Raw genomic sequence first — 26,043 nt, forward strand, 5'->3', positions numbered from 1 at the left:
GGTACGGTGACGGCATGCCAGACACCCCCGCCGCGCCCGTGCTCCTCGGACACGAACCCGGCTCGTTCCCGCACAGTGTGCTGGCCGAGCGGCACCCCGCGATCATCCGGCGGGTACGGGACGCCTTCCCCTACGGTCCCGGACAGCACCGGGCGCTGGACGAGCTGCTGAAGAGCTGCGTCGACGGCGTGCTCGAACCGCTGCCCGAGGACGCGGACGACCTGGAGCACTGGCGCGCCTGGGGCCTGGAGGACCACGTGGGCCGGTCCTGGTTCGAGGTGCCGTGGCTGTGGTCCGAGAGCTACTTCTACCGTCTGTTGCTCGAGGCCGTCGGCTACTTCTGCCCCGGCGCCTGGCAGGGCGTCGACCCCTTCCGCCCGTTCAAGCGCGCCGAACTCGACGCCCCGGAGACCGGCGAGGAGCTGACCGCGCTCGACGCCCTCCGCGACCTGCCGGAGCCGGACCGGGCCCGAGCCCTGCTGCACGGCTCGCTCTGGGGCAACCGCGCCGACCTCGGCTTCCGTCTCTCCGCCGGGGACACCGAGGCCGCCGGGCCGGTGCCCGCCCTGGTCGCCGACGACAGCGAAACCCTGTGGTCGCTGCTGCCGCCCTCCGGTGTCGGCACGCTCTGCCTGGTCGCCGACAACGCGGGCCGTGAACTCGTCCCCGATCTCCTGCTGATCGCCCATCTGCTCGGCGCGGGCCGGATCGGCCGGGCGGTGCTCCACGTCAAGCCGTACCCGTACTACGTCTCCGACGCCACCACCGCCGACGTGGTCGACGCCCTGCGGCGGCTCGTCGCGGCGCCCGGAGCGGCGGGGGAGTACGGGCGGCTGCTCTGGGCGGCCATGGCCGACGGGCGGGTCACGGTACGCGCCCACCCCTTCTCCAGCGCCCCGCTGCCGTACGCCGACCTGCCGGACGACCTGCGGGCCGAGTTCGCCGAGGCCACCCTGACCGTCGCCAAGGGTGACCTCAACTACCGGCGCCTGGTGGGCGACCGGCGGTGGCCGCCGACCACGTCGTTCCAGGACGCGACAGCCGGATTCCCCGGCCCGGTCGCCGCCTTGCGCACCCTGAAGTCAGACGTGATCACCGGCCTCACCGCGGCCACCGAGGCCGCACTGGTCGCCGCGGAGGGACAGCGCTGGCGTACCGCAGGCACCCATGCGCTCATCCAGGTGAACGCGTCAAGCGAGGCACGCCGGCAATGACTTGACGCCGTTGATGAAGTTGGACACCAGTCGCCGCGCCGGACCGGCCGGCCGCAGGTCCGGCAGGACGCGCAGCACCTCCTCGTGCAGCAACCGCAGTTGCAGCCGCGCGAAATGGGCCCCCAGGCAGACGTGCGGGCCGTCCCCGAAGGACACGTGCGGGTTGGGCGCGCGGGTGAGGTCCAGCCGCCCGGGATCGGGGAAGACCCGCTCGTCACGGTTGGCTGAGGCGTGGAACACCACGACCTTCTCGCCGGCCCGGATCCGGTGGCCCGCCAGCTCGGTGTCCCGCGCGGCCGTCCGCCGGAAGGTCAGCACAGGCGGATGCCAGCGAAGCAACTCATCGACCGCCGGACCGAGTTCGGCCTCCCCGGCGCGCAGCCGCCGGTAGGCGTCCGGGTGCTCCATCAACGCCAGCAGCCCGCCGGGGGCCGCGCTGCGCACGGTGTCGTTGCCCGCGACGGTGAGCAGGAAGAAGAACATCTCCAGCTCGGCGCCGACGAGATCCTCGTCGTGGGCGAGGGTCGTCAGGATGTCGTCCGCCGGTGACCGCCGCTTGAACGCGGCCAGTTGGCGGGCGTACTCGAACATGTCCCGCAGCGAGGCCGGCGACCGCGGATTCACCGGCCTGCCCGCTCGGTCGAGCACCGGGGGAGCGGCCTCGTCCGGGTCCTGGTAGCCGATCACCCGCTGCGTCCAGTGCAGCAGCAGCCGCCGGTCGCTCTCCGGAACGCCCAGCAGGTCTGCCAGGTTGAGCAGGGCGTACTCGTCGGTGACGGCGGCCACCAGATCGACCGCGCCTTCGCCCGAGCGCGCCTCCCGCAGCGCCCGCGCGAGCAGCGTGCGCGCCCGCTCCCGCGCGACCGTCGCGAACCGGCCGACGCGCCCCGGCGTGAACGCCCGGCTCACCGGCCGCCGCAGCCGGCCGTGATCCGGCGGATCCTGATTGAGCATCATGCGCCGGATGAACGGCAGGTCGTCCTGGTCGGGGTCCCGGATCTGGGTGGCGCCGAGATGCGAGGAGTACGTCGCGGAGTCCTTGAGCACGCGCACCACGTCGGCGTGCCGGGTCACCGCCCAGAACCCGGGGCCGGCCGGCCAGCCCAGCACCTCCGCCTCCTCCTGCCAGGCCACCGGATGGTGGTCGCGCAGCACGCGGTAGTCGGCGTGGGGCACCCCGGCGGCGTACCGGCGGGGGTCGAAGACGTCGGGCACCGGCGGTGCCTCGCGCACGCTCACGCCGGTCCGCCCCCGTCCGCTCGCGGCAAGGTCGTCACGCTCCAACCGTGGCCCGCGTCGGGGCGCCCGGCAAGAGCGCGGACGGTCACGGCGGCGCGTACCGGGCTCACGGGCGGCCAACGACAGCAGTGTCCGGGCCAGTTGTCCCTTTCCATGGCATTTCACGCGATGGTGTGATCATGCGCCGCACCCCGGATGGCCCTCCCGGCCGCCGGGTAGGGCCCCGCCATGACGCAGCCGTTCGAACTCCCGCACTTCTACATGCCGTATCCCGCGCGGCTCAATCCGCACCTCGACGAGGCTCGTGCCCACTCGACGGCGTGGGCACGCGAGATGGGCATGCTGGAGGGCTCCGGGATCTGGGAGCAGGCCGACCTGGAGGCGCACGACTACGGGCTCCTGTGCGCCTACACCCACCCCGACTGCGGCGGGCCGGCCCTCTCCCTGATCACCGACTGGTACGTATGGGTGTTCTTCTTCGACGACCACTTCCTGGACATGTACAAACGCACCCAGGACCGCGCCGCCGGAAAGGCCCACCTGGACCGTCTGCCCCTGTTCATGCCGCTCGACGCCGCCACGCCCGTGCCGGAGCCGGAGAACCCGGTGGAGGCGGGCCTCGCCGACCTGTGGCGGCGCACGGTGCCGGCGATGTCCGTCGACTGGCGCCGGCGCTTCTCGGTCGCCACCGAGCACCTGCTCAACGAGTCCCTGTGGGAGCTGTCCAACATCAACGAGGGACGGATCGCCAACCCGGTCGAGTACATCGAGATGCGCCGCAAGGTGGGCGGCGCCCCCTGGTCGGCGGGGCTGGTGGAGTACGCCACCGCCGAGGTGCCCGCGGCCGTCGCCGGCACCCGGCCGCTCAGGGTGCTCATGGAGACCTTCTCCGACGCGGTCCACCTGCGCAACGACCTGTTCTCCTACCAGCGTGAGGTCGAGGACGAGGGCGAGAACAGCAACGGCGTCCTCGTGCTGGAGACCTTCTTCGGCTGCACCACCCAGGAGGCCGCCGAGACCGTCAACGACATCCTCACCTCACGTCTGCACCAGTTCGAGCACACGGCGCTCACCGAAGTGCCCGCCGTCGCCCTGGAGAAGGGACTCGCGCCCGGCGAGGTCGCCGCGGTGGCCGCCTACGCCAAGGGACTCCAGGACTGGCAGTCCGGCGGCCACGAATGGCACCTGCGCTCCAGCCGCTACATGAACGCGGGAGCCCGGTCCGCCTCCCCCTGGCAGCCGCCGAGCGGTCCCGGAACCTCCGCCGCCGACGTCGGCGCACTGCTCGCCGCGGCCGCCGCCGAACGTCTGCGCGCCCACTCGCACATGCCGTACCAGAAGGTCGGCCCGTCCCTGCTGCCCGACTTCCACATGCCGTACGAACTGGCGCTGAGCCCCCATCTGGACACCGCCCGCCGCAACCTCGTCACCTGGTCGCACCGCACGGGCATCCTCGGCGAGGGCGTCTGGGACGAGGACAAGCTCGCCGCGTACGACCTCGCGCTCTGCTCCGCCGGTCTCGACCCGGACGCCACCGCGGACGCCCTCGACCTCAGCGCCCAGTGGCTCGCCTGGGGCACGTACGGCGACGACTACTACCCCCTGGTGTACGGCCACCGCCGGGATCTGGCCGCCGCCCGGCTGACCACGGCCCGGCTCTCCGCCTGCATGCCGGTGGAGGGCGAACCGGCCGTCGTCCCGGCGAGCGCCATGGAGCGCGGCCTCACCGACCTGTGGGCGCGCACGACGGCGGAGATGACACCCGACCAGCGGCGCACCCTCAAGGCGGCCGTGGACACCATGACCGAGAGCTGGGTGTGGGAACTGTCCAACCAGGTGCAGCACCGCGTCCCCGACCCGGTCGACTACCTGGAGATGCGGCGCTCGACCTTCGGCTCCGACCTCACCCTGAGCATGTGCCGCGTGGGCCACGGCCCGGCGATCCCGCCGGAGGTCTACCGCAGCGGCCCGGTGCGCTCCCTGGAGAATTCCGCGATCGACTACGCCTGCCTCCTCAACGACATCTTCTCGTACCAGAAGGAGATCGAGTACGAGGGCGAGATCCACAACGCCGTGCTCGTCGTGCAGAACTTCTTCGGCGTGGACTACCCGGCCGCGCTCGGCGTGGTCCACGACCTCACGACCCAGCGGATGCGGCAGTTCGAGCACGTCGTCGCGCACGAACTGCCGGTGCTGTACGAGGACTTCCAGCTGTCCGGCGAGGCGCGCGCGGCGATGGACGGCTATGTCCTGGACCTGCAGAACTGGATGGCGGGCATCCTGAACTGGCACCGGGAGGTCGACCGCTACAAGGCCGAGTGGCTCGGTCGCCGCGCCCATGGCTTCCTGCCGGGCCGCGCCCCCGGCGTGCCGGTGCTGTCCCCGGGCTGACGGACCGGGCGTGAGCCGTGGGCCACCCGGCCGGCGGCTCACGCGCCGGCCGGCGTCCGGGCACCGGTCCCATGGTTACCCCGCGCCGCCCTCCGGCCAGTCTCACTCGTTCGTGTCTCGTCGCGGCCCTGTGCCCCGGGTAGGCACCATCCGGAGGCGAGCGAACCATGGAACAGACAGTGTTGCGGCCCAAGCCGATGCCCGGCCGGGAGCGGCGGGAGGACACCGTCGAGGGACCCGCCGTCAGCCGGCCGCACGCCGCGGGCCGGCGCGGCCGGCGGCTCAGGACCCTGCTGCTCGGGCTGCTGACCGGAACCGTCGTGCTGCTCTGCGGGGTGGGCATCGGCACGGTGGGCGCCACCGTGATCGGCATGAGCCGGCCGGCCGAGCTGCGACAGCAGGCCCCGCCAAGGGGCCACCCGGCCGCCGTTTCCACCGCCGGCACCGCCCCCACCGCCCTCCAGAACCCGGCCGACCTCCGGACCACCGGCGCGACGCTGGGTGTGGAGGCCGTGGACGCCCAGAAGGCGGGCGCGCTCGTGACCGGCGTCCATGTGCCCGGCCCCGGTTACACGGCGGGCCTGGTCCGCGGCGACGTCCTGCTGCAGTTCGGCGCCGCCCGTGTGGACACCGCCGCCGACCTGGCCCGCGCCGTGTCCCGCGCCCGGCCGGGCGCCGCGGTGATCCTCACCGTGCGCCACAGCGGCGGCGGCTACCAGCAGCTGACCGTCGTACCGGGTGTCGTGACCTGACCGGACTTCGCTATCGGCTCGCGCCGCCCGGCCCGGCCGGGCAGGATGCTGCCCGGAACCGCTTCACCCCGTCACTCGACCGCGCTCGGAGGCCCGGATGACCGGCAGCACGCCCGCGCCCTTCACCGCCGACGACTACAGGGCCCGCATGGAGCGCGCCGCGCGCTCCGCCGCCGACGCCGGGCTCGCCGGGCTGCTCGTGGCACCGGGCCCTGACATGGTCTGGCTGACCGGCTACACGCCCACCGCGGTCACCGAGCGGCTCACCGTGCTGGTCCTGGCCCCCGGACGCGAACCCGTGCTCGTCGTCCCCACCCTGGAGGCACCGGACGCCGAGCGGGCGCCCGCCGCGTCCGTGCTCACCCTGCGTGACTGGACCGACGCCAAGGACCCCTACGCCGTCACCGCCGCCCTCCTGGGGGAGCGAGGACGCCTCGGTATCAGCGACAACACCTGGGCGATGCACCTGCTGGGCCTCCAGCGCACCCTGCCCGGCACCTCCTACGCGGCCCTCACCGACGCCCTGCCCATGCTGCGCGGTGTCAAGGACGCCGCCGAACTGGAACTGCTGGCGGCCGCCGGGGCAGCCGCCGACCAGGCGTTCGAGGAGATCCGGAAGGTGCCGTTCGCCGGCCGCCGCGAGTCCGACGTCGGCCATGACCTCGCCGACCTGCTGCGCCGCTTCGGGCACTCCCAGGTCGACTTCACCATCGTCGGCTCGGGCCCCAACGGCGCCAACCCGCACCACGAGGTCGGCGACCGCGTCATCCAGCCCGGCGACATGGTCGTCCTCGACTTCGGGGGCCTCAAGGACGGCTACGGCTCGGACACCACGCGCACGGTGCACGTCGGCGAGCCGACCGAGGAGGAGCGCCGGGTCCACGACATCGTCCGCGCCGCGCAGGAGGCGGGGTTCCGGGCCGTGCGGCCGGGCGTCGCCTGCCAGGAGGTCGACCGCGCCGCCCGCGCGGTCATCACCGACGCCGGATACGGCGAGTACTTCATCCACCGCACCGGGCACGGCATCGGCGTCACCACGCACGAGCCGCCTTACATGATCGAGGGGGAGGAGCAGCCCCTGGTGCCCGGCATGTGCTTCTCGGTGGAGCCCGGCATCTATCTGCCCGGCCGCTTCGGGGTGCGCATCGAGGACATCGTCACGGTGACCGGGGACGGCGGCCGCCGCCTCAACAACACGACCCGTGAGATGGTCATAGTGGACTGAACGGACCGGGAGAAGCACCCTCGACCACAGAGCGGAACGGCTGCGCGCGACCCATGACCCAGGCACCGACCCCCACCGCGGACACCGTCCGCCGACTGGTCCGTTCGCTGCTCGGGGCGAGCACCGGACGGAACACCGGCCAGGCCGGGGGACCGGACGTGCATCCCGTCGGCGAGGGCCACGAGCACACCTGGTGGGTCGGCACCCAGCAGGTGCTGCGGCTCGCCCCCGACCGGGACGCCTCCGCGCGCCGCCGCCGGGAACTGCGCCTGCGCGACCTGGTCCGCCCGCACGTGCCCGTCACCGTCCCGGTCAGCGTCGCCCACGGCGACTGGGCGCCCGGACTCGCCTACACCCTCGACACCGTGGTGCCCGGCGGCACCGCCGACGAGCACGACGTCTCCGCCGTCGGTGAGGCCGACCTCGCCGGGCTGCTCGGCGGGCTGCGCGCGGTACCGGTACGGCAGGTGGAGGCACTCGGCGTGCCGCGCACCGCCCCGCGCTCCCTGGACGCGCTGCGCCGCATGGCCGTACAGGCGGCCGAACGGCTCGCCGCGGCCGACGAGTTCGATGCCACCCGGCTGCACCTCACCCCGCCCGGTGCCGCCCAGCTCGCCGCCCAGCACGGCACCGCCGTCCTGACCCACCACGGCCTCACCGGTGAGCACGTGGTGGTCAGCGCCGACGGCCGGGTGCGCGGCGTCCTGGACTGGACCGAGGCGGCCCTCGGCGACCCCGCCGAGGACATCGCGGGGCTCGCCGTGGCCGTCGGCTCCCCGGCCGCCGTGCGCGCCGCGACCCTCGCCGGGTACGGCCCCCGCCCCTGTCTGCGCGGCCTGTGGCTCGCCCGCTGCGACACGGTGCTGCGGCTCGCCGGCCACCTCGAGGGCCGCGCCCCCGGCCCCCTGCCGCTGCTGCGCAGCCGGCTGCGGCGCGCCTGGGAGCCGATCCTGCTGGAGCGGGTGACCGAGTTCAAGGACGACGAAGACACGCCGCCGTAGCCGCGGCTCACGACACGCCGCCGTAGCCGCGGCTCACGACACGCCGACGTGGCCGCGGCTCAGGGCTGGATCAGCACCACGCACGACTCACCGGGCACCTGCAGCAGCCCGTCGGGGCCCGGGGCCCGTACCGGGTCCCACGCGGCGAGGACCTCCACCCGGCCGGTGCCCAGCGGGATCGCGGCCGGCTCCTTGCCGAGGTTCACCGCCACCCGGACGTCCCCGCGTCGGAAAGCCAGCCAGCGGGCCTCGGCGTCGTGGGCCACCTTGGTGTCGGCGAGGTCGGGATCGGTCAGGTCCGGCTGCTCCCCGCGCAGCGCGATCAGCCGGCGGTACCAGGCCAGCACGCGCGCGTGCGGCTCGCGTTCCGGCTCCGACCAGTCGAGGCAGGACCGGTCCCGGGTCGCCGGGTCCTGCGGGTCCGGTACGTCCTCCTCGGCCCAGCCGTGCTGCGCGAACTCCCGGCGCCTGCCCCGCCGTACCGCCTCGGCCAGCTCCGGGTCCGTGTGGTCGGTGAAGAACTGCCAGGGGGTGCCCGCCGCCCACTCCTCGCCCATGAACAGCATCGGCGTGAACGGCGCGGTCAGCGTGAGGGCCGCCGCGCAGGCCAGCAGGCCGGGGGAGAGGTGCGCGGAGAGCCGGTCCCCCTGGGCCCGGTTGCCGATCTGGTCATGGGTCTGGCTGTAGCCCAGCAGCCGGTGCCCGGCCACCCGGGCCCGGTCCAGCGGCCGGCCGTGGGCGCGCCCGCGGAAGCTCGAGTACGTCCCGTCGTGGAAGTAGCCCCCGGTGAGCGTCTTGGTGAGCGCGTCGAAGGGGTCCCGCGCGAAGTCGGCGTAGTACGCCTGGGACTCGCCGGTCAGCGCGGTGTGCACGGCGTGGTGGAAGTCGTCGTTCCACTGCGCGTGCAGCCCGAGGCCGTTCTCCGCCCGCGGGGTGATGAACCGCGGGTCGTTCAGGTCCGACTCGGCGATCAGCGACAGGGGGCGGCCCAGTTCGCCCGCGAGGGCGTCGACGGCGGCGGACAGCTCCTCCAGGAAGTGGCACGCGCGCGTGTCGTGCAGCGCGTGCACGGCGTCCAGCCGCAGCCCGTCGAGCCGGTAGTCCCGCAGCCACGCCAGCGCACTGCCCACCAGGAACGCGCGCACCTCGTCCGAGCCGGACGCGTCCAGGTTCACCGCCGAGCCCCACGGCGTGTGGTGCGTGTCGGTGAAGTACGGCCCGAACGCGGGCAGATGGTTGCCCGACGGGCCCAGGTGGTTGTGCACGACGTCGAGGACCACGGCCAGACCGAGTTCGTGCGCCCGGTCCACGAACCGCTTCAGCGCCTCGGGGCCGCCGTACGGCTCGTGCACGGCCCACAGCGACACCCCCTCGTACCCCCAGCCGTGCCGCCCGGGGAACGGGCACAGCGGCATCAACTCCACGTGGGTGACGCCCAGTTCCGCCAGGTGCTCCAGCCGGTCCGCGGCCGCGTCCAGGGTGCCCTCGCGGGTGAACGTGCCCACGTGCAGCTCGTAGAGCACCGCCCCCGGCAGCCCGCGCCCCGCCCACGCGGCCCGCCACGCGTACCGCCCGTGGTCGACGACCGCGCTCAGGCCTTCGGGGCCGTCCGGTTGCCGGCGCGAGCGCGGGTCGGGCAGCACCGGACCGTCGTCCAGCGCGAAACCGTACCGCGAGCCGTCCCGCGCCCGGGCCTCCCCCTGCCACCACCCGGCCCGCCGCGGATCGCGCTCCAACGCACCTGTCACGCCGTCGCAATGGAGCGTCACACGGTCTGCCTGCGGTGCCCACACCTCGAACTGCACGGACGGTTCCCCTTCGTCTGCTCACCGTGATGTAGTCACGTCCATCGTGCCGCGAAAGCGATCAATCCGCTTTCGAATCCGGGCTTTCCCGGCGGGTGTCGTGCCGGTACGCGTACGTCGGCACCGTTTTCCCCGATTCTGGACACCGGGGGTTCACACCCCTGACAATCACCAGCGTGACGTCGTCCTTCGAATTCCCCCTGCAACCCGCGCGGCTGTCCGACGCGGAGCGCGACAAGGCGCTGCGGGTGCTGCGGGAAGGCGTCGCCATGGGACGGCTGTCGCACGACACCTTCGTGCACCGCATGGAACTGGCCCTCGCCGCCCACGGCGCGGACGAGCTCGCCGCCCTCACCGCCGACCTGCCCCGCGAGAACCGCTTCTCGCGCGCGGTGCTCGGCACCGTCGAGGCCGTCTCCGGCTTCACCGTACGGCTGCGCCGGGCCTGGCAGGCCGAGCGGCTGCCCAAGCTGCTGCTGCCGCACCCGGCGGGCGGCCACCCGCTGCGCATCGGCCGCGACCCCGCCAACGGGCTGCGCCTGAACCACGACACCGTCTCCCGGGTGCACGCCGAACTGCGGAGCCAGGGCGGCATGTGGATCCTCAGGGACCTCGGTTCCACCAACGGCACCACCGTCAACGGCCGCCGGGTGACCGGCGCCGTCGTGGTCCGCGAGGGCGACCAGGTCGCCTTCGGCCGGACCGTCTTCCGGCTGGCGGCACACCGGGACACCTGACCGGCCCCGCGCGGGGCCGTCCGCCCGCGCGGTTCCGTTCGGGTGAGTGGGGTGGGGAACGCGGGCCGCCGTGCCGATGCACCGGGCATGAAGCACATCATCCGAGCGACCGCTGCCGCCGGCGCCGTGCTGGCCGCCGCCGGTCTCCTCGTCGCGGGACCGGCCCAGGCCGCGCCCCGCGCCACACCGTCCGGCGACTGGCTCTTCCTCACCGTCACCCGCGGCGAGAGCCCGTCCATCGCCTCCCACGGCACCCTGCTGCGGTGCGACCCGCCCCAGGGGCACCCGCACGCGGCCGCCGCCTGCGCCGAGCTCGCCCGCGCGGGCGGGGACATCGCGCGCATCCCGCCGAAGGACGTGTTCTGCCCGATGATCTACGCCCCTGTGACGGCCCGCGCGCACGGGATGTGGAAGGGGCGGCCGGTGGAGTTCCAGGAGACGTACGCCGGCAAGTGCGTCATGAACGCGCGCACGGGTTCGGTCTTCGCCCTCGACGACTGACCCGGGCGGGACGACCGCCTCGGGGGGACGGAACCCGCCCGCGGGCCGCCGGGGCGCGGGGCGGCACGGACGCCGCCCGCCGCCCGCGCCCCGGCGATGCCTCACCCCGCCCGCTCCCGGGCCTGCTGAGCCGCCACCAGCACCGTCCGGGACTGGTGCTCCACCTGATCCTCCAACGGCACCCAGCGAGCGCGGAAGCGCGCGGCGTAGGCCTCGCACCAGAAGGCGACGAGCCGCTCCAGGCCGGGGACCGCCCGGTCGTCCGTCTCCCGCAGCACCCGCAGCAGCATCGCCGCCGCCCGCAGCGGCAGCCGCCGCCCGAAGGCGTCCACACTGCCGACGTAGGCCATCGTGGTGGCGGCCGGCGGGGTCTGGATCCAGTCCCGGGCGAGCCCCGGCATCAGCTCGAGCCCCCAGCGCGCGGCCCGCAGCAGTGGCCCGTCCGTGTCCCCCAGCCGGGGCAGCGCGTCTTCGAACACCCGCTCGACCTCCAGCGCGTCCCGCAGCAGCCGTGCCGCCAGCCGCCGCATCGCCGCCGCCGGTGCCGGGTGCGGCGCCGGGTCGCCCACCAGGTCGCTGGCCCACATCGGGACCTCCACCACCGCCGTCAGACCGCCGTAGCGGTGCGCGTGGTACCAGGTGCTGTGCCGGGCGTCGTCCGGCAGGCTCGGGTAGGCGACGCCGCTCTCGGGGCCGGGCATCACATGCACCCCGGGCCCCGAGGCAGGCCAGCCCGCCGCGTCCGAGGCGCCTGTCTCCACCGGTATGTGCAGCTCGGCCGCCGACTTGGCGAACGGCTCGGCGAGGCCCGGCACGTCCTTCGTCAACTGCACCCAGCTACCGCCCAGATCGGTGCCGTGCAGCGTCGCCTGGAGGTACGGGCGCACCTCGTCGATCACCCCGGTCAGGGCCCGCGTCTCGGGCGGCAGCCGGTCCGGCGGCAGCACGGCGGGCGACCACTCGGGCTGCTCCGCGCCCGTGGGCCGGTAGAAGCCCCGGTGATAGTCGAGCAGGCTGCGCGGCGCCGGGGTCACATGCAGGCTCGCGCCGTCCGGGTCGGCGCACAGCAGGAAGTGCCAGGAGGTGTCCGCCCGCAACTCCGGTGTGGCAAGCACCCGTTCGGCCAGCTTCCGCAGGGTGCTGCCGCCCGTCGGTTCGTTGGCGTGGGCGCCCGCCACCACCAGCACCGCCCGGCGGGCGTGGCCCACCGACAGCAGGTGCAGGGGCCGGCCGGCCCGCGAGGCGCCCACCTGCCTGAGGGCGCACAGCCGGGGCTCCGCGGCGGCCAGCGCCCGGGCGGAGGCGACCAATTGGGGAACGCTGGGATAGCGCAGCTCCGGCAGGAGACTCACCCCCGACTTGTCCAACCGGCTTCGCCCTCCCAGTGCCGCACGGCGTGGGTGAACTGTCAAGAACATCGCCGGGAGCCTCGCGGGGAGGCCCGGACGCGTTGACCGGCGTGCCTCAGCCCTCGCCGGTCCGCTCCAGCAGGGCCACCGGCAGCGGGTCGAAAAGGTCCGCCACACGCGCGTACCCGCTGAACTCCCGTCCCCTGCCGAGCGTGTCCGCCCACCGCCCGGGCGGCAGTTCCAGGCGTGTCTCCCGCCAGCCCCCCGACTCCGCCAGCCGCAGCGACAGCCGGGTCACCGCTGTGACCACCTCACCCGAACGAGTGAACGCCAGGCAGTGCTCCGCGGCCGGACCTTCCGCTGCCAGCGGGGCGTACGTCGCCGCCGTGCCGAACGCGCCGGGCCGGCGGGCGCGCAGCCGCAGGGCCGCCGCCGTCAGCGCGTCCTTCTCGCCGGGCACCGGAGGCGGGAACGGCGCCGGCCGCCGGTTGTCGGGGTCGACCAGCGCCCGGTACTCGCTCTCCGTGCCCTGGTACACGTCCGGCACCCCCGGCATCGTGAGCTGAACCAGCGCGGTGCCCAGGACGTTCGCCCAAATGTGAGGCTCCAGTGCCTTGCGCAGGGCGGCCACCCGCTCGCCGGGCGGCCCGCAGGGCCCCGCCGTGAGGAAGGCGTCCACCGCCTCCTCGTACGGCGGCTCCTGCTCGGTCCAGCTCGTGTACATCCCCGCCTCGCGGATGTGCTTCAGCAGCGCCTCCCGGACCCGCTCCTCCGCCGCCGGGCCGAGCCCGAACACCGTCTGCCAGGCCGCCCAGGCGAGCTGCCCGTCGGGGGCGCCCTCCTCGGCCCGGGAGACCTCGGCGAGCACCTTCGCCCAGCGGTCCGGGCACTCGGTGAGCACGGCCAGCGCGGCACGCACGTCCGCGCTGCGCTTGGTGTCATGGGTGGTGATGACCGTGCCGGTGGCGGGCCAGTCGCGCTGCACACGCGCGCAGTACGCGTGGAAGTCCTCCGGGGACACTCCGGGGGAGCCCGGATCGCCGCCCACCTCGGCCGCCGACAGCAGCGGCACGTAGCGGTAGAACGCGGTGTCCTCCACGGCCTTGGCGCGCAGCGCCGAGGCGGTCTGCGCGAACCGGGTGCGGAACTCCACCCGGTCGGCGTGGTCCGGGGCCGAGGCGTCGCCCGGGTCCCCGACGAGCAGCCGCCGTACGATGCCGACCGCCTCGGCCTCCTCGGGCACCACGAAGGCCAGCCGGGCCTCCTCGGCGGCCTGCTCGGTGATGACGGCGGAGGCGTCCTCGGAGGTGTAGGGCCGGTAGACCCGCATCCGCACCAGGAGCTCCTCCACGGCCGTGCGCAGCGCCCACGGCGCCCGGTCGCGCAGCGACAGGTCCGGTGAGGCGGCGCACAGCCGGGCGGCCACCCGGGTGAGCCGGTCGGTCTCGGTGGCCAGTTCGTGCGTGAGCACCTTGTAGGCGGCCCGCCGGACGGTGGCGTCCCAGTTGCCGCCCCGGTCCGTCTGCGGCGCCGCGAACGCCCGGTAGCGGCCGAGCAGCTCGTAGGCCCCGGTGCGGTCGGTGAACAGGCCGTCGACGTGGCGCAGGGCGTCGTAGCCCGTGGTGCCCGCCACCGGCCAGGAGGCGGGCAGGGGCTCGCCGTCGGCGAGGATCTTCTCCACCACGGTCCAGCGCCCGCCGGTGGCCGCGTGCAGCCGCCGCAGATAGGCGTCGGGGTCCGCGAGCCCGTCGGGGTGGTCGATCCGCAGCCCGTCGACCACGCCCTCCTGGAGCAACTGGAGGATCTTGGCGTGCGTGGCGTCGAACACCTCCGGGTCCTCCACGCGCACCCCGATCAGCTCGGAGATGCTGAAGAAGCGCCGGTAGTTCAGCTCGGTACGGGCCAGCCGCCACCACACCGGGCGGTACCACTGCGCGTCCAGCAGCCGGGGCAGCGGGAGGCCGGCGGTGCCCTCGCGGATCGGGAAGGCGTGGTCGTGGTAGCGCAGCACGTCCCCGTCGACCACCAGCTCGTCCAGCACGGAGCCGGCCGGCCCGCCGAGCACCGGCAGCAGCACCCGGCCGCCCTGCGCCGCCCAGTCGATGTCGAACCAGCGCGCGTACGGCGACTCGGGCCCCTCGCGCAGCACCTCCCACAGGGCGCGGTTGTGCCGGGGCGACATGGCCATGTGGTTCGGCACGATGTCCACCACCAGGCCCAGGCCGTGCTCGCGCGCGGTCCACGCCAGCGCGCGCAGCCCTTCCTCGCCGCCCAGTTCGTCGCGCACGCGCGCGTGGTCCACGACGTCGTAGCCGTGCGTGGACCCCGGGACGGACTGAAGGACGGGCGACAGATGCAGGTGCGAGACGCCCAGCGACGCCAGGTACGGGACCGCCGCCGCGGCGGCGGCGAACGGGAACGAGGGCTGCAGTTGCAGCCGGTAGGTGGCGGTGGGTACCTCGGGTCCGGGTCGCGCAGCAGTCATGGAACCCTACGTACCCCGCGCACCGGATTTCGTGTCATCCCCGCCGCACGCGGGGGGCGCACGCCGGAGTGCGCACGCCCCCCACGGCTGGGCCTAGGCGGGCCGCTGCAGCACCGTCAGGCTGCGGTCCGGCAGGGTGATGCGGTCCCCGGCCGCCACCTTCGGGCCCGTGCCCGGCGGTACCCCGTCCGGGCGGGCCGTGTCGACGACCACCTGCCACTGCCGGCCGTGGTCGACCGGCACCTGGAAGTCCAGCGCCCCCGGGGAGGCGTTGAACATCAGCAGGAAGGAGTCGTCGGCGATCCGCTCCCCGCGCGGCCCAGGCTCGGAGATGGCGTTGCCGTTCAGGAACACCGTCAGCGCGGACGCGGGCGCCGAGTCCCAGTCCCGCTGGGTCATCTCGCTGCCCTCGGGGGTGAACCAGGCGATGTCGGAGAGCTCGTCATGGGTGCCCTCCACCGGCCGCCCGTGGAAGAAGCGCCGTCGCCGGAACACCGGGTGGTCCCGGCGCAGCCACACCATCGCGCGGACGAACTCCAGCAGGTTCTCCGCGGAGGAAGCACCCTCCGAGGAAGCGCCCTCCGAGGGCGCCTCCTCCGAGGACTCCGGCCACTGGAGCCAGGACACCTCGTTGTCCTGGCAGTAGGCGTTGTTGTTGCCGCGCTGGGTGCGGGCGAACTCGTCCCCGTGGCTGATCATCGGCACGCCCTGGGACAGCATCAGCGTGGCGAAGAAGTTCCGCATCTGGCGGGCGCGCAGCCCCAGCACCTCCGGATCCCCGGTCTCGCCCTCCGCCCCGCAGTTCCAGGACCGGTTGTGGCTCTCGCCGTCCCGGTTCTCCTCCCCGTTGGCCTCGTTGTGCTTGTCGTTGAAGGCGACGAGGTCGTGCAGGGTGAACCCGTCGTGGCAGGTCACGAAGTTGATCGAGGCGAGCGGGCGGCGGCCGTCGTCCTGGTAGAGGTCGGAGGAGCCGGTCAGCCGGGAGGCGAACTCCGCGAGCGCCCGCGGCTCGCCCCGCCACAGGTCCCGGACCGTGTCGCGGTACTTGCCGTTCCACTCGGTCCACAGCGGCGGGAAGTTGCCCACCTGGTAGCCGCCCTCGCCCACGTCCCACGGCTCGGCGATCAGCTTCACCTGGGAGACGACCGGATCCTGCTGCACCAGGTCGAAGAACGACGACAGCCGGTCCACTTCGTGGAACTGCCGGGCCAGGGTGGCGGCCAGGTCGAAGCGGAAGCCGTCCACGTGCATCTCGGTGACCCAGTAGCGCAGCGAGTCCATGATGAGCTGGAGCACGTGCGGGGACCGCATGAGCAGCGAGTTCCCGGTGCCCGTGGTGTCCATGTAGTAGCGCGGATCGTCCGTGAGGCGGTAGTACGACGGGTTGTCGATGCCCTTGAAGGACAGCGTCGGGCCCAGATGGTTGCCCTCGGCCGTGTGGTTGTAGACGACGTCCAGGATCACCTCGATCCCGGCCTCGTGCAGCGCCCTGACCGCCGACTTGAACTCCAGCACCTGCTGGCCCCGGTCGCCCCAGGACGCGTACGCGTTGTGCGGGGCGAAGAAGCCGATGGTGTTGTAGCCCCAGTAGTTGTTCAGGCCCATGTCGACCAGCCGGTGGTCGTTCACGAACTGGTGCACGGGCATCAGTTCGAGCGCGGTCACGCCGAGCTTGGTCAGGTGTTCGATGATCGCCGGATGGGCGAGCGCCGCGTACGTGCCGCGCAGCTCCTCCGGCAGCCCCGGATGGGTCATCGTGAGGCCCTTCACATGGGCCTCGTAGATCACCGTGTGGTGGTAGTCGGTGCGTGGCGGCCGGTCGTCGCCCCAGTCGAAGTACGGGTTGATCACCACCGAGGTCATGGTGTGCGGCGCCGAGTCCAGGTCGTTGCGCCGGTCCGGGGCGCCGAAGTGGTATCCGTACACCTCCTCGCCCCACGACACGGCCCCGCTGATCGCCTTCGCGTACGGGTCGAGCAGCAGCTTCGCCGAGTTGCAGCGCAGCCCGCGCGCGGGGTCGTACGGGCCGTGCATCCGGAACCCGTACCGCTGTCCCGGCATCACCCCCGGCAGGTACGCGTGCCGCACGAACGCGTCGCTCTCGCGCAGTTCCACCGCCGTCTCCGAGCCGTCGTCGTGCAGCAGACACAGCTCTACTCGGTGTGCGGCCTCCGTGAAGACCGCGAAGTTGGTCCCGGCGCCGTCGTACGTGGCGCCGAGCGGATACGCCTCTCCAGGCCAGACCTGCATGACCACGACTCTTCCAGGTGTGCGGCCCCGCTGGGGGCGCGTTGGCTGCGAGTCTCCCCGAAAGTGAGGGAACCTCCCGGGACTTACTGCCCTCTTACGGGCCGACCAGTGCATACGGCGACTCGTGTACCCGCCGTGTGCCGAATCAGTGGGGATACACGTACTCCCGGGGATCTTGGGGGAGTAGGGGGAAGATGTGCGCGAGACAGTGCACCGACATCTCGGCAAGGTGGTGGCCGGCGCGGCCCTGGCGGTGGCCGGGACCGCGGTGATGGTCGCAGTCACCCTGCCCGGCACGGCGGGGGCCGACGAAACGGGAGGGAACAAGGGCGGCGGTGGCACACCGGCCGCCCAGCAGGCGGGGCAGGGGCCGGGCGAGGTCCCGCCGGGCGTCGTGAAGCAGGCGCCGGCCGAGGGGGAGAAGGGCACGGGCCGTGACCCGCTGACCGACGACGAGATCCGGCGGGTCGAGAGCATCGCCCTGAGCGGGCGGATGCTCAGCGCCGGTGAGAACGTCGACGGGCACCGGGGCCCGCAGCGCCTGAGCGTCGACCTGGCCGATCCGGAGGCGGACGAACTCGACGACCCGGGAGCGCCGCGCCGGGCCGACGTCAGTTTCTACGACTACAAGAGCGACGCGCTCATCACCAGGACGGTCGACCTGGGGACCGGCAAGGTCGTCAGCAGCGTCACCAGCCAGGGCGTCCAGCCGCCGCTGAGCCGGGACGAGAACGCCGAGGCGGCCAGGCTGCTGCTCGCCGACCCGCTGGGCGCGGGCATCAAGGCGGACTACCGGGACGCCACCGGTCAGGAGCTGACCACCCCGGACCAGCTGCGGCTGAACGGCGCGGTCTACCGCGCCACCCCGGGCGGGCAGCCGGCCGTGCTCGACAAGTGCGGTGAGCACCGCTGCGTGCGGCTGTTCCCGAAGGTCAAGAACGGCCCCTGGATCGACGCCAGGTGGCTGGTCGTCGACCTCAGCGCCCGCAAGGTCGGCCGGCTCGAACGCCACTGAGCCAGGCGCCCGTCCACCCTTCCGACCCGCATCTCCTGCAAGGGAGCCACTTCTTCATGCGTAAGAACAGAATCAGCCATGCCCGCAGCCGGGCGGCCGTCGGCCTCACCGTGGCCGCCCTGGCCGCCGGCGTGACGGCCGGCGCCGGACCGGCCGCCGCCCGGCCGCAGGCCGCCCCGGCCGCCGCCGCTGACTGCAGCGCCGCCTACAAGATCGAGCAGAAGCTCTCCGGCGGTACCACCTGGCGGATGTGTTGGCGCTACGACAGCAAGGCCGGCCTGGTGCTGGAGAACGTCTCCTATCAGCCCAAGGGCGAGCCGAAGCCGATCAAGGTCCTCAACAGCGCCCGCCTCGCCCAGATCGACGTCCCCTACGACGACGGCAGCGTCGAGTACGACGACCTCACCGGCTTCGGCTTCGCCCAGGGCCTGGTGAACCTGGCGCCCGGCGAGTGCCCCGGCGGCACCATCAGGACCGTACGGGTCCCCGACTCCTGGGACCCGGACCACCCGGACGTCAAGGGCCTGTGCACCACCACGCGTTCGCGCGGCCACGCCTACCGCATGCAGGGCGACGCGGCCAACAAGGTCTTCCAGGCGCAGGGCAAGGACCTGCTCGTCTACACGGTCAACCAGGTCGGCTGGTACGAGTACATGACCGAGTGGCGCTTCCAGGACGACGGCACCGTCAACATGAACGTCGGCGCCACCGGCAGCCTCTCCTACGAGGACTACGACGCCGGCGACGGCCGCGGCTGGCCCATCGGCAAGGGCGCCAAGGCCTACGCCACCAGCCACAGCCACAACGTCTTCTGGCGGCTGGACTTCGGCCTCGACGGCTCCTCGAAGACCAAGGTCGAGCAGTACGACTCGGCCGTCACCGCGCCCGCCCGCGGCCGGCAGGCGCCCACCGCCAAGACCACCCGCACCAAGGTCACCAAGGAACTCGCGGGCGACGCCAAGACCTACCGCTGGTGGCGGATGGTCAGCGCGACCGGCAAGAACAAGGACGGGCACACGCGTTCGTACGAGATCGTCCCCGGCCCGACCACGAAGTACCCGGGCCGCAGCTTCACCAAGCACGACGTGTACTTCACCCAGTACAACAAGTGCGAGAAGTTCGCGAGCAACAACCCGAGCTGCGCCGGCGGTTACCCGAAGTCCGTGGACAAGTGGGTCAACGGGCAGACGCTGACTCACCCGGTGGTCTGGATGAACGTGGGCTTCCACCACATCGCCCGGGACGAGGACCAGCAGCCCATGCCGATCCACTGGCAGGGCTTCGCCATCGCACCGCGCGACGTCACGGCTATGAATCCGCTCACTCCGGACGAGCTCTCATGGCAGAACGGCCACTGGCGTCCGCGTAGTTGAGAAACCGACCTGTCCATCCGGCTGCATCGCCGACCGCTCCCGGAGTACCCTTCCTTGATCGTTGACGTGGGGAAGGCCCGGGGTGGCGGAAGGCGGTGCGCGGGTGGGCTCGGGAGGGCTGGAGCTGCCCCCTGGTGACGAGGGTCACCACGAGGGGAACTCCACAGACGTCCCGCCCGGCGCGGTGTCCCTGGCCCGCCCGATGGACGCCACGGGCTCCATCGGGCCGGAACTGGACTGGGACACCGACGCCTGGCTCGAGGTGCGCGTCCGCGCCCAGCGGGCGGGCCGGGCCTATATCTGGCTGAACCTGGTCGAGCAGCGGCTGCGCGCGGTCGTCGCCGCCGTGCTGCGGCCCATCTACGAACCCGTCCACGGCGACGAGTGGGTGGTGGCCGCGGCCGGGCCCGCCGGGCAGGAGTGGGTGCAGCGGGCGGTCGCCGTCCGCGAGGTGAGCCGCCGCAAGGGCTATCTGCTCGACCCGGCCGACGACAACGTGCTCAGCTTCCTCACCCTGCCGCAGCTGCGCGAGCTGATGGTGCAGCACTGGCCGTGCTTCGAGCCGTACTTCGACGAGCGCCGGGACGTCGAACTCGCCCTGGACGAGCTGGAGGTGACCCGCAACGTCGTCTCCCGCAACCGGGCGCTGTCCGAGGCGGTGCTGAACCAGGCCGAGCGGGCCTCGGCCCGGCTGCTGGAGATGCTCGGCGCGGGCGGTGACGTGCCCTCCGCGCGCCGGCTGCCGGTCGACGCGGTGGAGGACCTGGTCGGCGACCGGTACGCGGACGTCGTCGCCGTCCACCCCGACCGGGTGCGGCTGATGCGCCAGTTCCCGGCCGAGGACCTGTTCGGGGGCGCCCGCCGCCTCGACGCCATCGGCATAGGGCTCAACCTGCTGGTGCAGAACTTCTCCGGCCGCAGGCTGGTCCGGCTCGCCGAGTCCGGCTGCCGGGTACGGCTGCTCTTCCTCAATCCGGCCTCCAGCGCGGTCAAGCGCCGGGAGCGCGAACTGGGGATGAAACGGGGCGAACTGAGCCGGTCCGTCGAGATGAACATCCTGCACATGCGCCGGGTGCGGTCCCGGCTGCGCGACCCGGGCGCCTTCGAGATCCAGGTCTACGACGAGACGCCCCGCTTCACCGCCTACCTCGTGGACGGCGACGGCGCGGACGGCATCGCCGTGGTGCAGTCCTATCTGCGCGGGGCCCGGGGGATGGAGTCGCCGGTCCTGGTACTGCGGGGCGGCGGCAAGGTGCTCAAGTCGGACGACATGGGCGATGCCGGTATCTTCCCGACATACCGCGAGGAATTCGAGCTGTCCTGGGCTGATTCGCGCCCCGTGTCCTGAACTGTCCGAGCGGGCGGAGCGGAACGTGGTCCTCGGATTGTCAGTGCCGCGTGCGATGGTGGGAGCCACTGGGGGAAAGCACCACCGAGAAGGGGGGCCGCCATGGGCTGGCACCGGGAGCTGCTGATCGGCTTCGATCTGGAAACCACGGGCACGGACCCGCACGAGGCGCGCATCGTCACCGGCGCGGTCATCGAGGTCAGGGCCGGTGAGCCCCTGGGGCGCCGGGAATGGCTGGCGGATCCGGGCGTGGAGATACCGGCCGACGCGGTCGCGGTGCACGGCATCAGCAACGAACGGGCTGCGGCCGAGGGCAGCCCTGCCGACCGGGTGGCCGACGCCATCGCGGACGTGCTCGTGTCGTACTGGCGGGCGGGTGTCCCGGTGGTCGCCTACAACGCGGCGTTCGACCTCACCCTGCTCTCCGCCGAACTGCGCCGCCACGGCCTGCCGTCCCTCACCGACCGCCTGGGCGGCGCGCCCCCCGCCCCGGTGATCGACCCGTACACCATCGACCGCTGGGTGGACCGGTACCGCCGTGGCAAACGGAACCTGGAAGCGGTCTGCGCGGAGTACGGCACGGTCCTCGACGCGGCCCACAACGCCTGCGCCGACGCCCTGGCCGCGGCCCGCCTCGCCTCCGCGATAGCCACCCGCCATCCCAAGATCGCCGCGCTCGGCCCGGCGGAACTCCACACCCGCCAGATCGACTGGTACGCCGAATGGGCAGCCGACTTCCAGTCCTTCCTCCGGCGCAAGGGTGACGAGACAGCGGTCATCGACGGCACGTGGCCGATCCGCCACCTCCCCGACAGCTTGCCGGCGTAGCCCGGGACGCCGGCCTGTTCCCTCGGGTCAGCCGGTGTCCGGCAGTTCCTCGGGGAAACCGTCCTCGTCGGCCTTCCGCCGGGCCGGCAGCGTGTTGTAGGCGCGTACCGCGGTCAGCCACCGCCAAGGCTGGATCTCGTCCAGCGTGAGTCCCGGGCACGCGAGTTGGTGCGGTATCCGGCAGGTGGTGCCGGGCGTCGGCTCGTCCAGGCCGCAGTTCCACGCGGTGCCGTTGCCGTCGATGTGCCAGCGGTGCCCACCGGGCACGAGATGCGCGGGAACGGTGAGCCGGGGTTCGAGCAGCACGTGCTGCCCGGTCTAGGTGGCCCGCCGGTCACCGCTGAGCCCGCACTGGGGGCAGAGCGGAGGATCGGGCGGTTCGGGGCCGGCGGGGGAGTGGCGGCAGGGACCTCAGGCGCCCCGCTGGGGAAACTCGACCGGCCGGCTCAGAACGGATACCACCGCACCGCCTCGTCCCCGTCGCGCAGCGAGCCCACCCGGCGCCGGAATTCGGCCAGCGCCTTCGGGTTGCCGGCCGCGTGCTGGGCCACCCACGCGCAGCTCGCCGTTTCACGGGCGCCCCGGAGCACCGAGCACCCCTCCCACTCCCGCACATCCCAGCCGTACGCCGAGACGAAGGAGTCGTACGCCTCCGCGGCTAGCCCGTAGCGGTCCCGGGACAGGGCCATCACCACCAGATCGTGCTCGCGCAGGTCCGCGGAGAAGGTCTCCAGGTCGACCAGTACCGGCCCGTCCGTCCCCACGTGCACATTGCGGGGCAGCGCGTCCCCGTGGATCGGCCCAGGAGCCAGATGGGGCGTCAGCGCCGCCGCCGCGGCGGCGAACCCGTCCCTGCGCTCGCGCAGATACGCCGCGTCCTCCGGGTCGATCGCCTCGCCCGCGAGCCGCAGCCAGCGCTCCACACCGCCGAGCAGTTCCCGGGGCGGAAGCGCGAAGGGAGGCGCGGGAAGCGCGTGCACGATCCGCAGCAGCCCGGCCAGATCGCGGGGCTCGGCCGGCCGCACGGCATCCGGCAGCCGGTGCCACACGGTCACCGGGTGCCCCTCCACCAGCAGCGGCTCGGGCTCGGCCGCCCGCACCGCGGGCACGCCCGCACCGGCCAGCCAGCCGGCGATGTCCAGCTCGCGCCGGGCCCGGTCCAGCAGTTCGGCGGCGCGGCCCACCTTGACCACCAGGTCACCGGCGGCGAACACCGCGTTCTCGCCGAGGGAGATGAGCCGTGCGTCTCCGGCCGGGCCCGGCAGAACCTTCGCCGCGGCCAGTACGTCCCGCGCCCGTGCCTCGTCCATCGTCCGCCTCCGTGCCCTCTCCGTACCGTCCCGGCCCTCGTGGCCTCCCGTCAGTCTCCCATTCGCACAGGTCGGGACCGTGTGCGCGGTCCCTTGACGGGGTTCCGCGCGTTTACGAACATGAACACGCCAACCGGGTCAGGCGAAGGGGCTGATCGCATGACAGCAGTGGCCGAGGCGCGGCGGCCGGCCGCTCGTGCCGCCACTCGCGACCACGGCGCCTGGTTCCTGGTCCTCCCCGCACTGATCCCGATCCTCCTGCTCAGCGTGGGCCCGCTGCTCTACGGCATCGTGCTGGCGTTCACCGACGCCCAGTCCGGCCGGACGACCGCAACCACCTGGATCGGCGTCCTCAACTTCCGGGACCTGCTGCACGACACGCTGTTCTGGGAGTCGTTCCGGATCGGGCTGGTGTGGGCGGTCGGGGTGACCGTGCCGCAGTTCCTGCTGGCGCTCGGCCTCGCCCTCCTGCTCGACCAGGACCTACGGCTGCGCCGCTTCGCCCGTGCCCTGGCGATCGTCCCGTGGGCCATGCCCGAGGTCGTCGTCGGCATGATGTGGCGGCTGGTCTACAACCCCGACGCCGGCGTCCTCAACGAGAGCCTGCGCGACCTCGGCCTCGGCGACGGCCGGGACTGGCTGAGCGGCCTGGCCACCGCGCTGCCCGCCGTCATCGTCGTCGGCGTCTGGGCGGGCATGCCGCAGACCACGGTGGCCCTGCTCGCCGGCCTCCAGAACACCCCGCGCGAACTGCACGAGGCCGCCGCGGTGGACGGCGCGGGCGCCTGGCGCCGGTTCCGCGCGGTCACCTGGCCCGCCCTGAGACCGGTGGCCCTCGCCATCACCGCGCTCAACCTCATCTGGAACCTCAACTCCTTCGCCCTGGTGTACGTGCTCACCAGCGGCGGACCCGGCGGAAAGACCCGGTTGCCCATGCTGTTCGCCTACGAGGAGGCCTTCCGCTACGGCCAGTTCGGCTACGCGGCGGCGATGGGATGCGTTCTGGTGGCGGTCGTCTCCGTCCTGCTCGCGGTGTTCCTCGCGGGCAGGCTGCGGGGAGGCGAGGACGCATGAGGACCCGCCCCGCGGCCCGCGCCGGCCAGTACGCCGCCCTGCTCGCCTATCTGGTCTTCCTCGCCTTCCCGCTGCTGTGGCTGCTGTCCACCGCCTTCAAGTCGCCCCGCGAGCTGGGCAGCCTCCATCCCACGTGGATCCCCCGCCACCCCACCCTGGCCAACTTCCGGCAGGCCTTCGACGAGCAGCCGTTGCTGCACGCCGCCCTGAACTCCCTGCTGGTGGCGCTCGGGGCGGCCGTCGTCGCCGTACTGATCGCGACCCCGATGGCGTACGTCATGGCGCGGCACCGCTCGGCGCTGTCCCGGGCGGCCACCGGATGGGTGGTGGTCAGTCAGGCGTTCCCGTTCGTGCTGGTGATCATCCCGCTGTTCCTGCTGCTGAAGCACCTGCGGCTGATCGACTCCCTGGCCGGGCTGGTGCTGGTGTACGTGGTGTGGGCGCTGCCGTTCGCGCTGTGGATGCTCGTCGGACACGTCCGGGCCGTGCCCGCCGAGCTGGAGGAGGCGGCGGCCGTCGACGGCGCCGGCCGGCTGCGGACGCTGGTGTCGGTGACCGCGCCGCTGCTGGCGCCGGGGATCGCGGCGACGGCGCTGTTCGCGTTCGTCACGGCGTGGAACGAGTTCTTCTTCGCGCTGGTCCTGCTGAAGAGCCCCGGCAACCAGACCCTTCCGGTCGTCCTCACGCACTTCATCGGCGCGGAGGGCGTCGCCGACCTCGGCCCGCTGGCCGCCGCCGCGTTCCTGGCCACCCTGCCCTCCCTGCTCGTCTTCGCCCTCATCCAGCGGCGTATCACGGGCGGCCTGCTCGAAGGGGCGGTGAAGAACTGATGCGGCACCCTCGCGGAGCCGGCCGGGGAAGGACGGCCACGGCACTCCTGGTCCTGCTTCTTCTCCTCGCGGGCTGTTCCGCGGCGGGCCGCGACCGGGGCGGCCCGGTCACCCTGCGCTTCCAGTCCCTGGCCTGGCAGCAGGAGTCCGTGGCCGCCAACAAGGAGCTGGTGAAGGAGTGGAACGCCACCCATCCGGACGTCAAGGTCGAGTACGTCCAGGGAAGTTGGGACAGCGTGCACGACCAGCTCCTCACCTCCTTCGAGGGCGGTGAGGCCCCGGACGTCATCCATGACGCCTCCGACGACCTCGCCGACTTCGCCTACGGCGGCTACCTCGCCGACCTCACCGGCCTGCTGCCCGCCAGGCTCAAGTCGGACATTCCGCAGCGCAGTTGGCGGACGGCCACCTTCGATGGCGGCGTCTACGGGGTGCCGTTCCTCCAGGAACCGCGGGTGCTGATCGCCAACGCCGCTCGGCTGCGCTCGGCGGGAGTGCGCATACCGACCGCGGAACACCCCTGGAGCTGGGCCGAGTTCCGGCAGGTCTCCAAGCGGCTCAGCGGCGCCGGCAGGTACGGCGTGGCCTGGCCGCTGAAGGAACCCGTCTCCGCCACGCTCAACCTCTCGCTCTCGGCGGGCGGCCGGCTCTTCCACCGGGGCACCGACGGCAAGGTGACCGTCCGGTTCGGCGCCGGTGACGCGGTCGTACCGCGCACGGTCCACGACCAGGTCGCCGTCGACCGCAGCGCCCCGGCCTCGACGCTGGGCAGCGGCGGCTCGGACACCCTGCCCGGCTTCTTCGGTGGCCGGTACGCGATGGTCCCGCTGGGCTTCTCCTACCGCCAGCAGATCGCGCAGCAGGCGCCGGAGGGCTTCGACTGGCAGGTGCTGCCCGCCCCCGCCGGCGCGGGCGGCCTCACCCAGGGCGTCAGCCCGCAGACCCTGTCCGTCGCCGCCGACTGCCCGCACAAGAAGGAGGCCGCCGAGTTCATCGACTTCCTGCTGCGGCCCGCGAACATGGTCCGCCTCGCCCTCGGCGACTGGATGCTGCCCACCGGCACCGAGGCACTGAAGGACCCCGCCCTGCACACCGCGGAGAACGGCTGGGCCACCGGTACCGCACTCGCGTCCCACCTCCGCCCGGCCCCCGCCCAGTCCGTGCGCGGCTACCCGGAGTGGAAGGACAAGGTCGCCACCCCCGCCTTCCAGGAGTACTACAGCGGCTCGATCGGCCTGTCCGGCCTGCGGGAACGCCTGGAACGGGACGGCAACCTGGTGCTGGCCCGCTACCAGCGCTGAGCTCCCGGCGTAATC

21 protein-coding genes are annotated in these 26,043 nt (G+C 73.1%); 14 read left to right on the forward strand and 7 right to left on the reverse strand.

What is annotated here, in order from left to right:
* Window positions 1-14: 14 nt before the first annotated feature.
* On the forward strand, window positions 15-1,214 hold the full coding sequence (locus tag ACZ6B1_RS25045) for a damage-control phosphatase ARMT1 family protein (RefSeq protein WP_468781842.1): 1,200 nt from the start codon (window positions 15-17) through the stop codon (window positions 1,212-1,214).
* Here the strand turns inward: ACZ6B1_RS25045 and ACZ6B1_RS25050 are convergent.
* On the reverse strand, window positions 1,191-2,453 hold the full coding sequence (locus ACZ6B1_RS25050) for a cytochrome P450 (protein WP_468781844.1): 1,263 nt from the start codon (window positions 2,451-2,453) through the stop codon (window positions 1,191-1,193). The two genes, ACZ6B1_RS25045 and ACZ6B1_RS25050, sit on opposite strands and share 24 nt — an antisense overlap.
* A gap of 228 nt (window positions 2,454-2,681) precedes the next feature.
* On the opposite strand from ACZ6B1_RS25050, the gene cyc2 reads away from it, so the two are divergent.
* The 4 genes from cyc2 to ACZ6B1_RS25070 all read left to right on the forward strand — a co-directional run bounded on the left by cyc2 (window position 2,682) and on the right by ACZ6B1_RS25070 (window position 7,822).
* A complete protein-coding gene (gene cyc2, locus ACZ6B1_RS25055; protein WP_468781846.1) occupies window positions 2,682-4,844 on the forward strand; it encodes a germacradienol/geosmin synthase Cyc2 in 2,163 nt (720 codons plus the stop codon).
* 167 nt (window positions 4,845-5,011) lie between these two features.
* Window positions 5,012-5,596: a PDZ domain-containing protein gene (locus ACZ6B1_RS25060; protein ID WP_468781848.1), complete on the forward strand. Its 585-nt coding sequence runs from the start codon at window positions 5,012-5,014 to the stop codon at window positions 5,594-5,596.
* A gap of 97 nt (window positions 5,597-5,693) precedes the next feature.
* The gene (locus ACZ6B1_RS25065; protein WP_468781850.1) at window positions 5,694-6,821 is read left to right on the forward strand and encodes an aminopeptidase P family protein; all 1,128 of its coding nucleotides are present in this window, start codon (window positions 5,694-5,696) and stop codon (window positions 6,819-6,821) included.
* 53 nt (window positions 6,822-6,874) lie between these two features.
* Window positions 6,875-7,822: a phosphotransferase gene (locus tag ACZ6B1_RS25070; RefSeq protein ID WP_468781852.1), complete on the forward strand. Its 948-nt coding sequence runs from the start codon at window positions 6,875-6,877 to the stop codon at window positions 7,820-7,822.
* A 59-nt stretch (window positions 7,823-7,881) separates the two neighbouring features.
* Here ACZ6B1_RS25070 and treZ read toward each other — a convergent pair whose 3' ends face one another.
* Window positions 7,882-9,627: a malto-oligosyltrehalose trehalohydrolase gene (gene treZ, locus ACZ6B1_RS25075; protein WP_468781860.1), complete on the reverse strand. Its 1,746-nt coding sequence runs from the start codon at window positions 9,625-9,627 to the stop codon at window positions 7,882-7,884.
* Window positions 9,628-9,803: 176 nt separating this feature from the next.
* On the opposite strand from treZ, the gene ACZ6B1_RS25080 reads away from it, so the two are divergent.
* Both ACZ6B1_RS25080 and ACZ6B1_RS25085 read left to right on the forward strand, forming a co-directional pair.
* Window positions 9,804-10,364, forward strand: a complete 561-nt coding sequence (locus tag ACZ6B1_RS25080; protein ID WP_468781862.1) for an FHA domain-containing protein — start codon at window positions 9,804-9,806, stop codon at window positions 10,362-10,364.
* A gap of 87 nt (window positions 10,365-10,451) precedes the next feature.
* Window positions 10,452-10,865 (forward strand): SSI family serine proteinase inhibitor, encoded by a 414-nt coding sequence (locus ACZ6B1_RS25085; RefSeq protein WP_468781864.1) that lies wholly within the window; start codon window positions 10,452-10,454, stop codon window positions 10,863-10,865.
* A gap of 101 nt (window positions 10,866-10,966) precedes the next feature.
* Here ACZ6B1_RS25085 and ACZ6B1_RS25090 read toward each other — a convergent pair whose 3' ends face one another.
* The 3 genes from ACZ6B1_RS25090 to glgX all read right to left on the reverse strand — a co-directional run bounded on the left by ACZ6B1_RS25090 (window position 10,967) and on the right by glgX (window position 16,949).
* Entirely contained in the window at window positions 10,967-12,217 is a 1,251-nt protein-coding gene (locus ACZ6B1_RS25090; protein WP_468781866.1) for a M14 family zinc carboxypeptidase, read from the reverse strand.
* A 112-nt stretch (window positions 12,218-12,329) separates the two neighbouring features.
* Entirely contained in the window at window positions 12,330-14,699 is a 2,370-nt protein-coding gene (treY, locus tag ACZ6B1_RS25095; RefSeq protein ID WP_468781868.1) for a malto-oligosyltrehalose synthase, read from the reverse strand.
* Between the two features lie 93 nt (window positions 14,700-14,792).
* Entirely contained in the window at window positions 14,793-16,949 is a 2,157-nt protein-coding gene (glgX, locus tag ACZ6B1_RS25100; protein WP_468781870.1) for a glycogen debranching protein GlgX, read from the reverse strand.
* Window positions 16,950-17,145: 196 nt separating this feature from the next.
* On the opposite strand from glgX, the gene ACZ6B1_RS25105 reads away from it, so the two are divergent.
* From ACZ6B1_RS25105 to ACZ6B1_RS25120, 4 genes are all read left to right on the forward strand, one after another.
* Window positions 17,146-17,964: a Tat pathway signal sequence domain protein gene (locus tag ACZ6B1_RS25105; protein WP_468781872.1), complete on the forward strand. Its 819-nt coding sequence runs from the start codon at window positions 17,146-17,148 to the stop codon at window positions 17,962-17,964.
* Between the two features lie 56 nt (window positions 17,965-18,020).
* Window positions 18,021-19,337 carry a copper amine oxidase gene (locus ACZ6B1_RS25110; RefSeq protein ID WP_468781873.1) on the forward strand — a complete coding sequence of 439 codons (1,317 nt, stop codon included), beginning with the start codon at window positions 18,021-18,023 and terminating at the stop codon, window positions 19,335-19,337.
* 103 nt (window positions 19,338-19,440) lie between these two features.
* A complete protein-coding gene (locus ACZ6B1_RS25115; RefSeq protein WP_468782101.1) occupies window positions 19,441-20,685 on the forward strand; it encodes an SAV2148 family HEPN domain-containing protein in 1,245 nt (414 codons plus the stop codon).
* A gap of 102 nt (window positions 20,686-20,787) precedes the next feature.
* Window positions 20,788-21,513, forward strand: coding sequence for an exonuclease domain-containing protein (locus ACZ6B1_RS25120; protein WP_468781874.1), 726 nt, complete (start codon window positions 20,788-20,790; stop codon window positions 21,511-21,513).
* A 27-nt stretch (window positions 21,514-21,540) separates the two neighbouring features.
* Here the strand turns inward: ACZ6B1_RS25120 and ACZ6B1_RS25125 are convergent, their stop codons facing one another.
* Window positions 21,541-21,819: a DUF6083 domain-containing protein gene (locus ACZ6B1_RS25125; protein WP_468781876.1), complete on the reverse strand. Its 279-nt coding sequence runs from the start codon at window positions 21,817-21,819 to the stop codon at window positions 21,541-21,543.
* 140 nt (window positions 21,820-21,959) lie between these two features.
* On the reverse strand, window positions 21,960-22,823 hold the full coding sequence (locus ACZ6B1_RS25130) for a phosphotransferase enzyme family protein (protein WP_468781878.1): 864 nt from the start codon (window positions 22,821-22,823) through the stop codon (window positions 21,960-21,962).
* Window positions 22,824-22,982: 159 nt separating this feature from the next.
* On the opposite strand from ACZ6B1_RS25130, the gene ACZ6B1_RS25135 reads away from it, so the two are divergent.
* Genes ACZ6B1_RS25135 through ACZ6B1_RS25145 form a run of 3 tightly spaced genes read left to right on the forward strand, consistent with a single transcriptional unit; the run spans window position 22,983 to window position 26,028 of the window.
* Window positions 22,983-23,897 (forward strand): carbohydrate ABC transporter permease, encoded by a 915-nt coding sequence (locus ACZ6B1_RS25135; RefSeq protein WP_468781880.1) that lies wholly within the window; start codon window positions 22,983-22,985, stop codon window positions 23,895-23,897.
* Window positions 23,894-24,727: a carbohydrate ABC transporter permease gene (locus ACZ6B1_RS25140; protein ID WP_468781882.1), complete on the forward strand. Its 834-nt coding sequence runs from the start codon at window positions 23,894-23,896 to the stop codon at window positions 24,725-24,727. The genes ACZ6B1_RS25135 and ACZ6B1_RS25140 overlap by 4 nt, the downstream gene beginning before the upstream one ends.
* Window positions 24,727-26,028 carry an ABC transporter substrate-binding protein gene (locus tag ACZ6B1_RS25145; RefSeq protein WP_468781884.1) on the forward strand — a complete coding sequence of 434 codons (1,302 nt, stop codon included), beginning with the start codon at window positions 24,727-24,729 and terminating at the stop codon, window positions 26,026-26,028. The genes ACZ6B1_RS25140 and ACZ6B1_RS25145 overlap by 1 nt, the downstream gene beginning before the upstream one ends.
* Window positions 26,029-26,043 lie beyond the last annotated feature (15 nt).

This window comes from Streptomyces sp. NPDC041129, assembly GCF_055592265.1.

Excerpts from the sequence above, each read along its gene's own strand:
- ACZ6B1_RS25045 (WP_468781842.1), top strand. The coding sequence starts at position 15 with ATGCCAGACACCCCCGCCGCGCCCGTGCTCCTCGGACACGAACCCGGC.
- cyc2 (WP_468781846.1), top strand. The coding sequence starts at position 2,682 with ATGACGCAGCCGTTCGAACTCCCGCACTTCTACATGCCGTATCCCGCG.
- ACZ6B1_RS25060 (WP_468781848.1), top strand. The coding sequence starts at position 5,012 with ATGGAACAGACAGTGTTGCGGCCCAAGCCGATGCCCGGCCGGGAGCGG.
- ACZ6B1_RS25065 (WP_468781850.1), top strand. The coding sequence starts at position 5,694 with ATGACCGGCAGCACGCCCGCGCCCTTCACCGCCGACGACTACAGGGCC.
- ACZ6B1_RS25070 (WP_468781852.1), top strand. The coding sequence starts at position 6,875 with ATGACCCAGGCACCGACCCCCACCGCGGACACCGTCCGCCGACTGGTC.
- ACZ6B1_RS25085 (WP_468781864.1), top strand. The coding sequence starts at position 10,452 with ATGAAGCACATCATCCGAGCGACCGCTGCCGCCGGCGCCGTGCTGGCC.
- treY (WP_468781868.1), bottom strand. The coding sequence starts at position 14,699 with ATGACTGCTGCGCGACCCGGACCCGAGGTACCCACCGCCACCTACCGG.
- glgX (WP_468781870.1), bottom strand. The coding sequence starts at position 16,949 with ATGCAGGTCTGGCCTGGAGAGGCGTATCCGCTCGGCGCCACGTACGAC.
- ACZ6B1_RS25110 (WP_468781873.1), top strand. The coding sequence starts at position 18,021 with ATGCGTAAGAACAGAATCAGCCATGCCCGCAGCCGGGCGGCCGTCGGC.
- ACZ6B1_RS25120 (WP_468781874.1), top strand. The coding sequence starts at position 20,788 with ATGGGCTGGCACCGGGAGCTGCTGATCGGCTTCGATCTGGAAACCACG.
- ACZ6B1_RS25130 (WP_468781878.1), bottom strand. The coding sequence starts at position 22,823 with ATGGACGAGGCACGGGCGCGGGACGTACTGGCCGCGGCGAAGGTTCTG.
- ACZ6B1_RS25135 (WP_468781880.1), top strand. The coding sequence starts at position 22,983 with ATGACAGCAGTGGCCGAGGCGCGGCGGCCGGCCGCTCGTGCCGCCACT.
- ACZ6B1_RS25140 (WP_468781882.1), top strand. The coding sequence starts at position 23,894 with ATGAGGACCCGCCCCGCGGCCCGCGCCGGCCAGTACGCCGCCCTGCTC.
- ACZ6B1_RS25145 (WP_468781884.1), top strand. The coding sequence starts at position 24,727 with ATGCGGCACCCTCGCGGAGCCGGCCGGGGAAGGACGGCCACGGCACTC.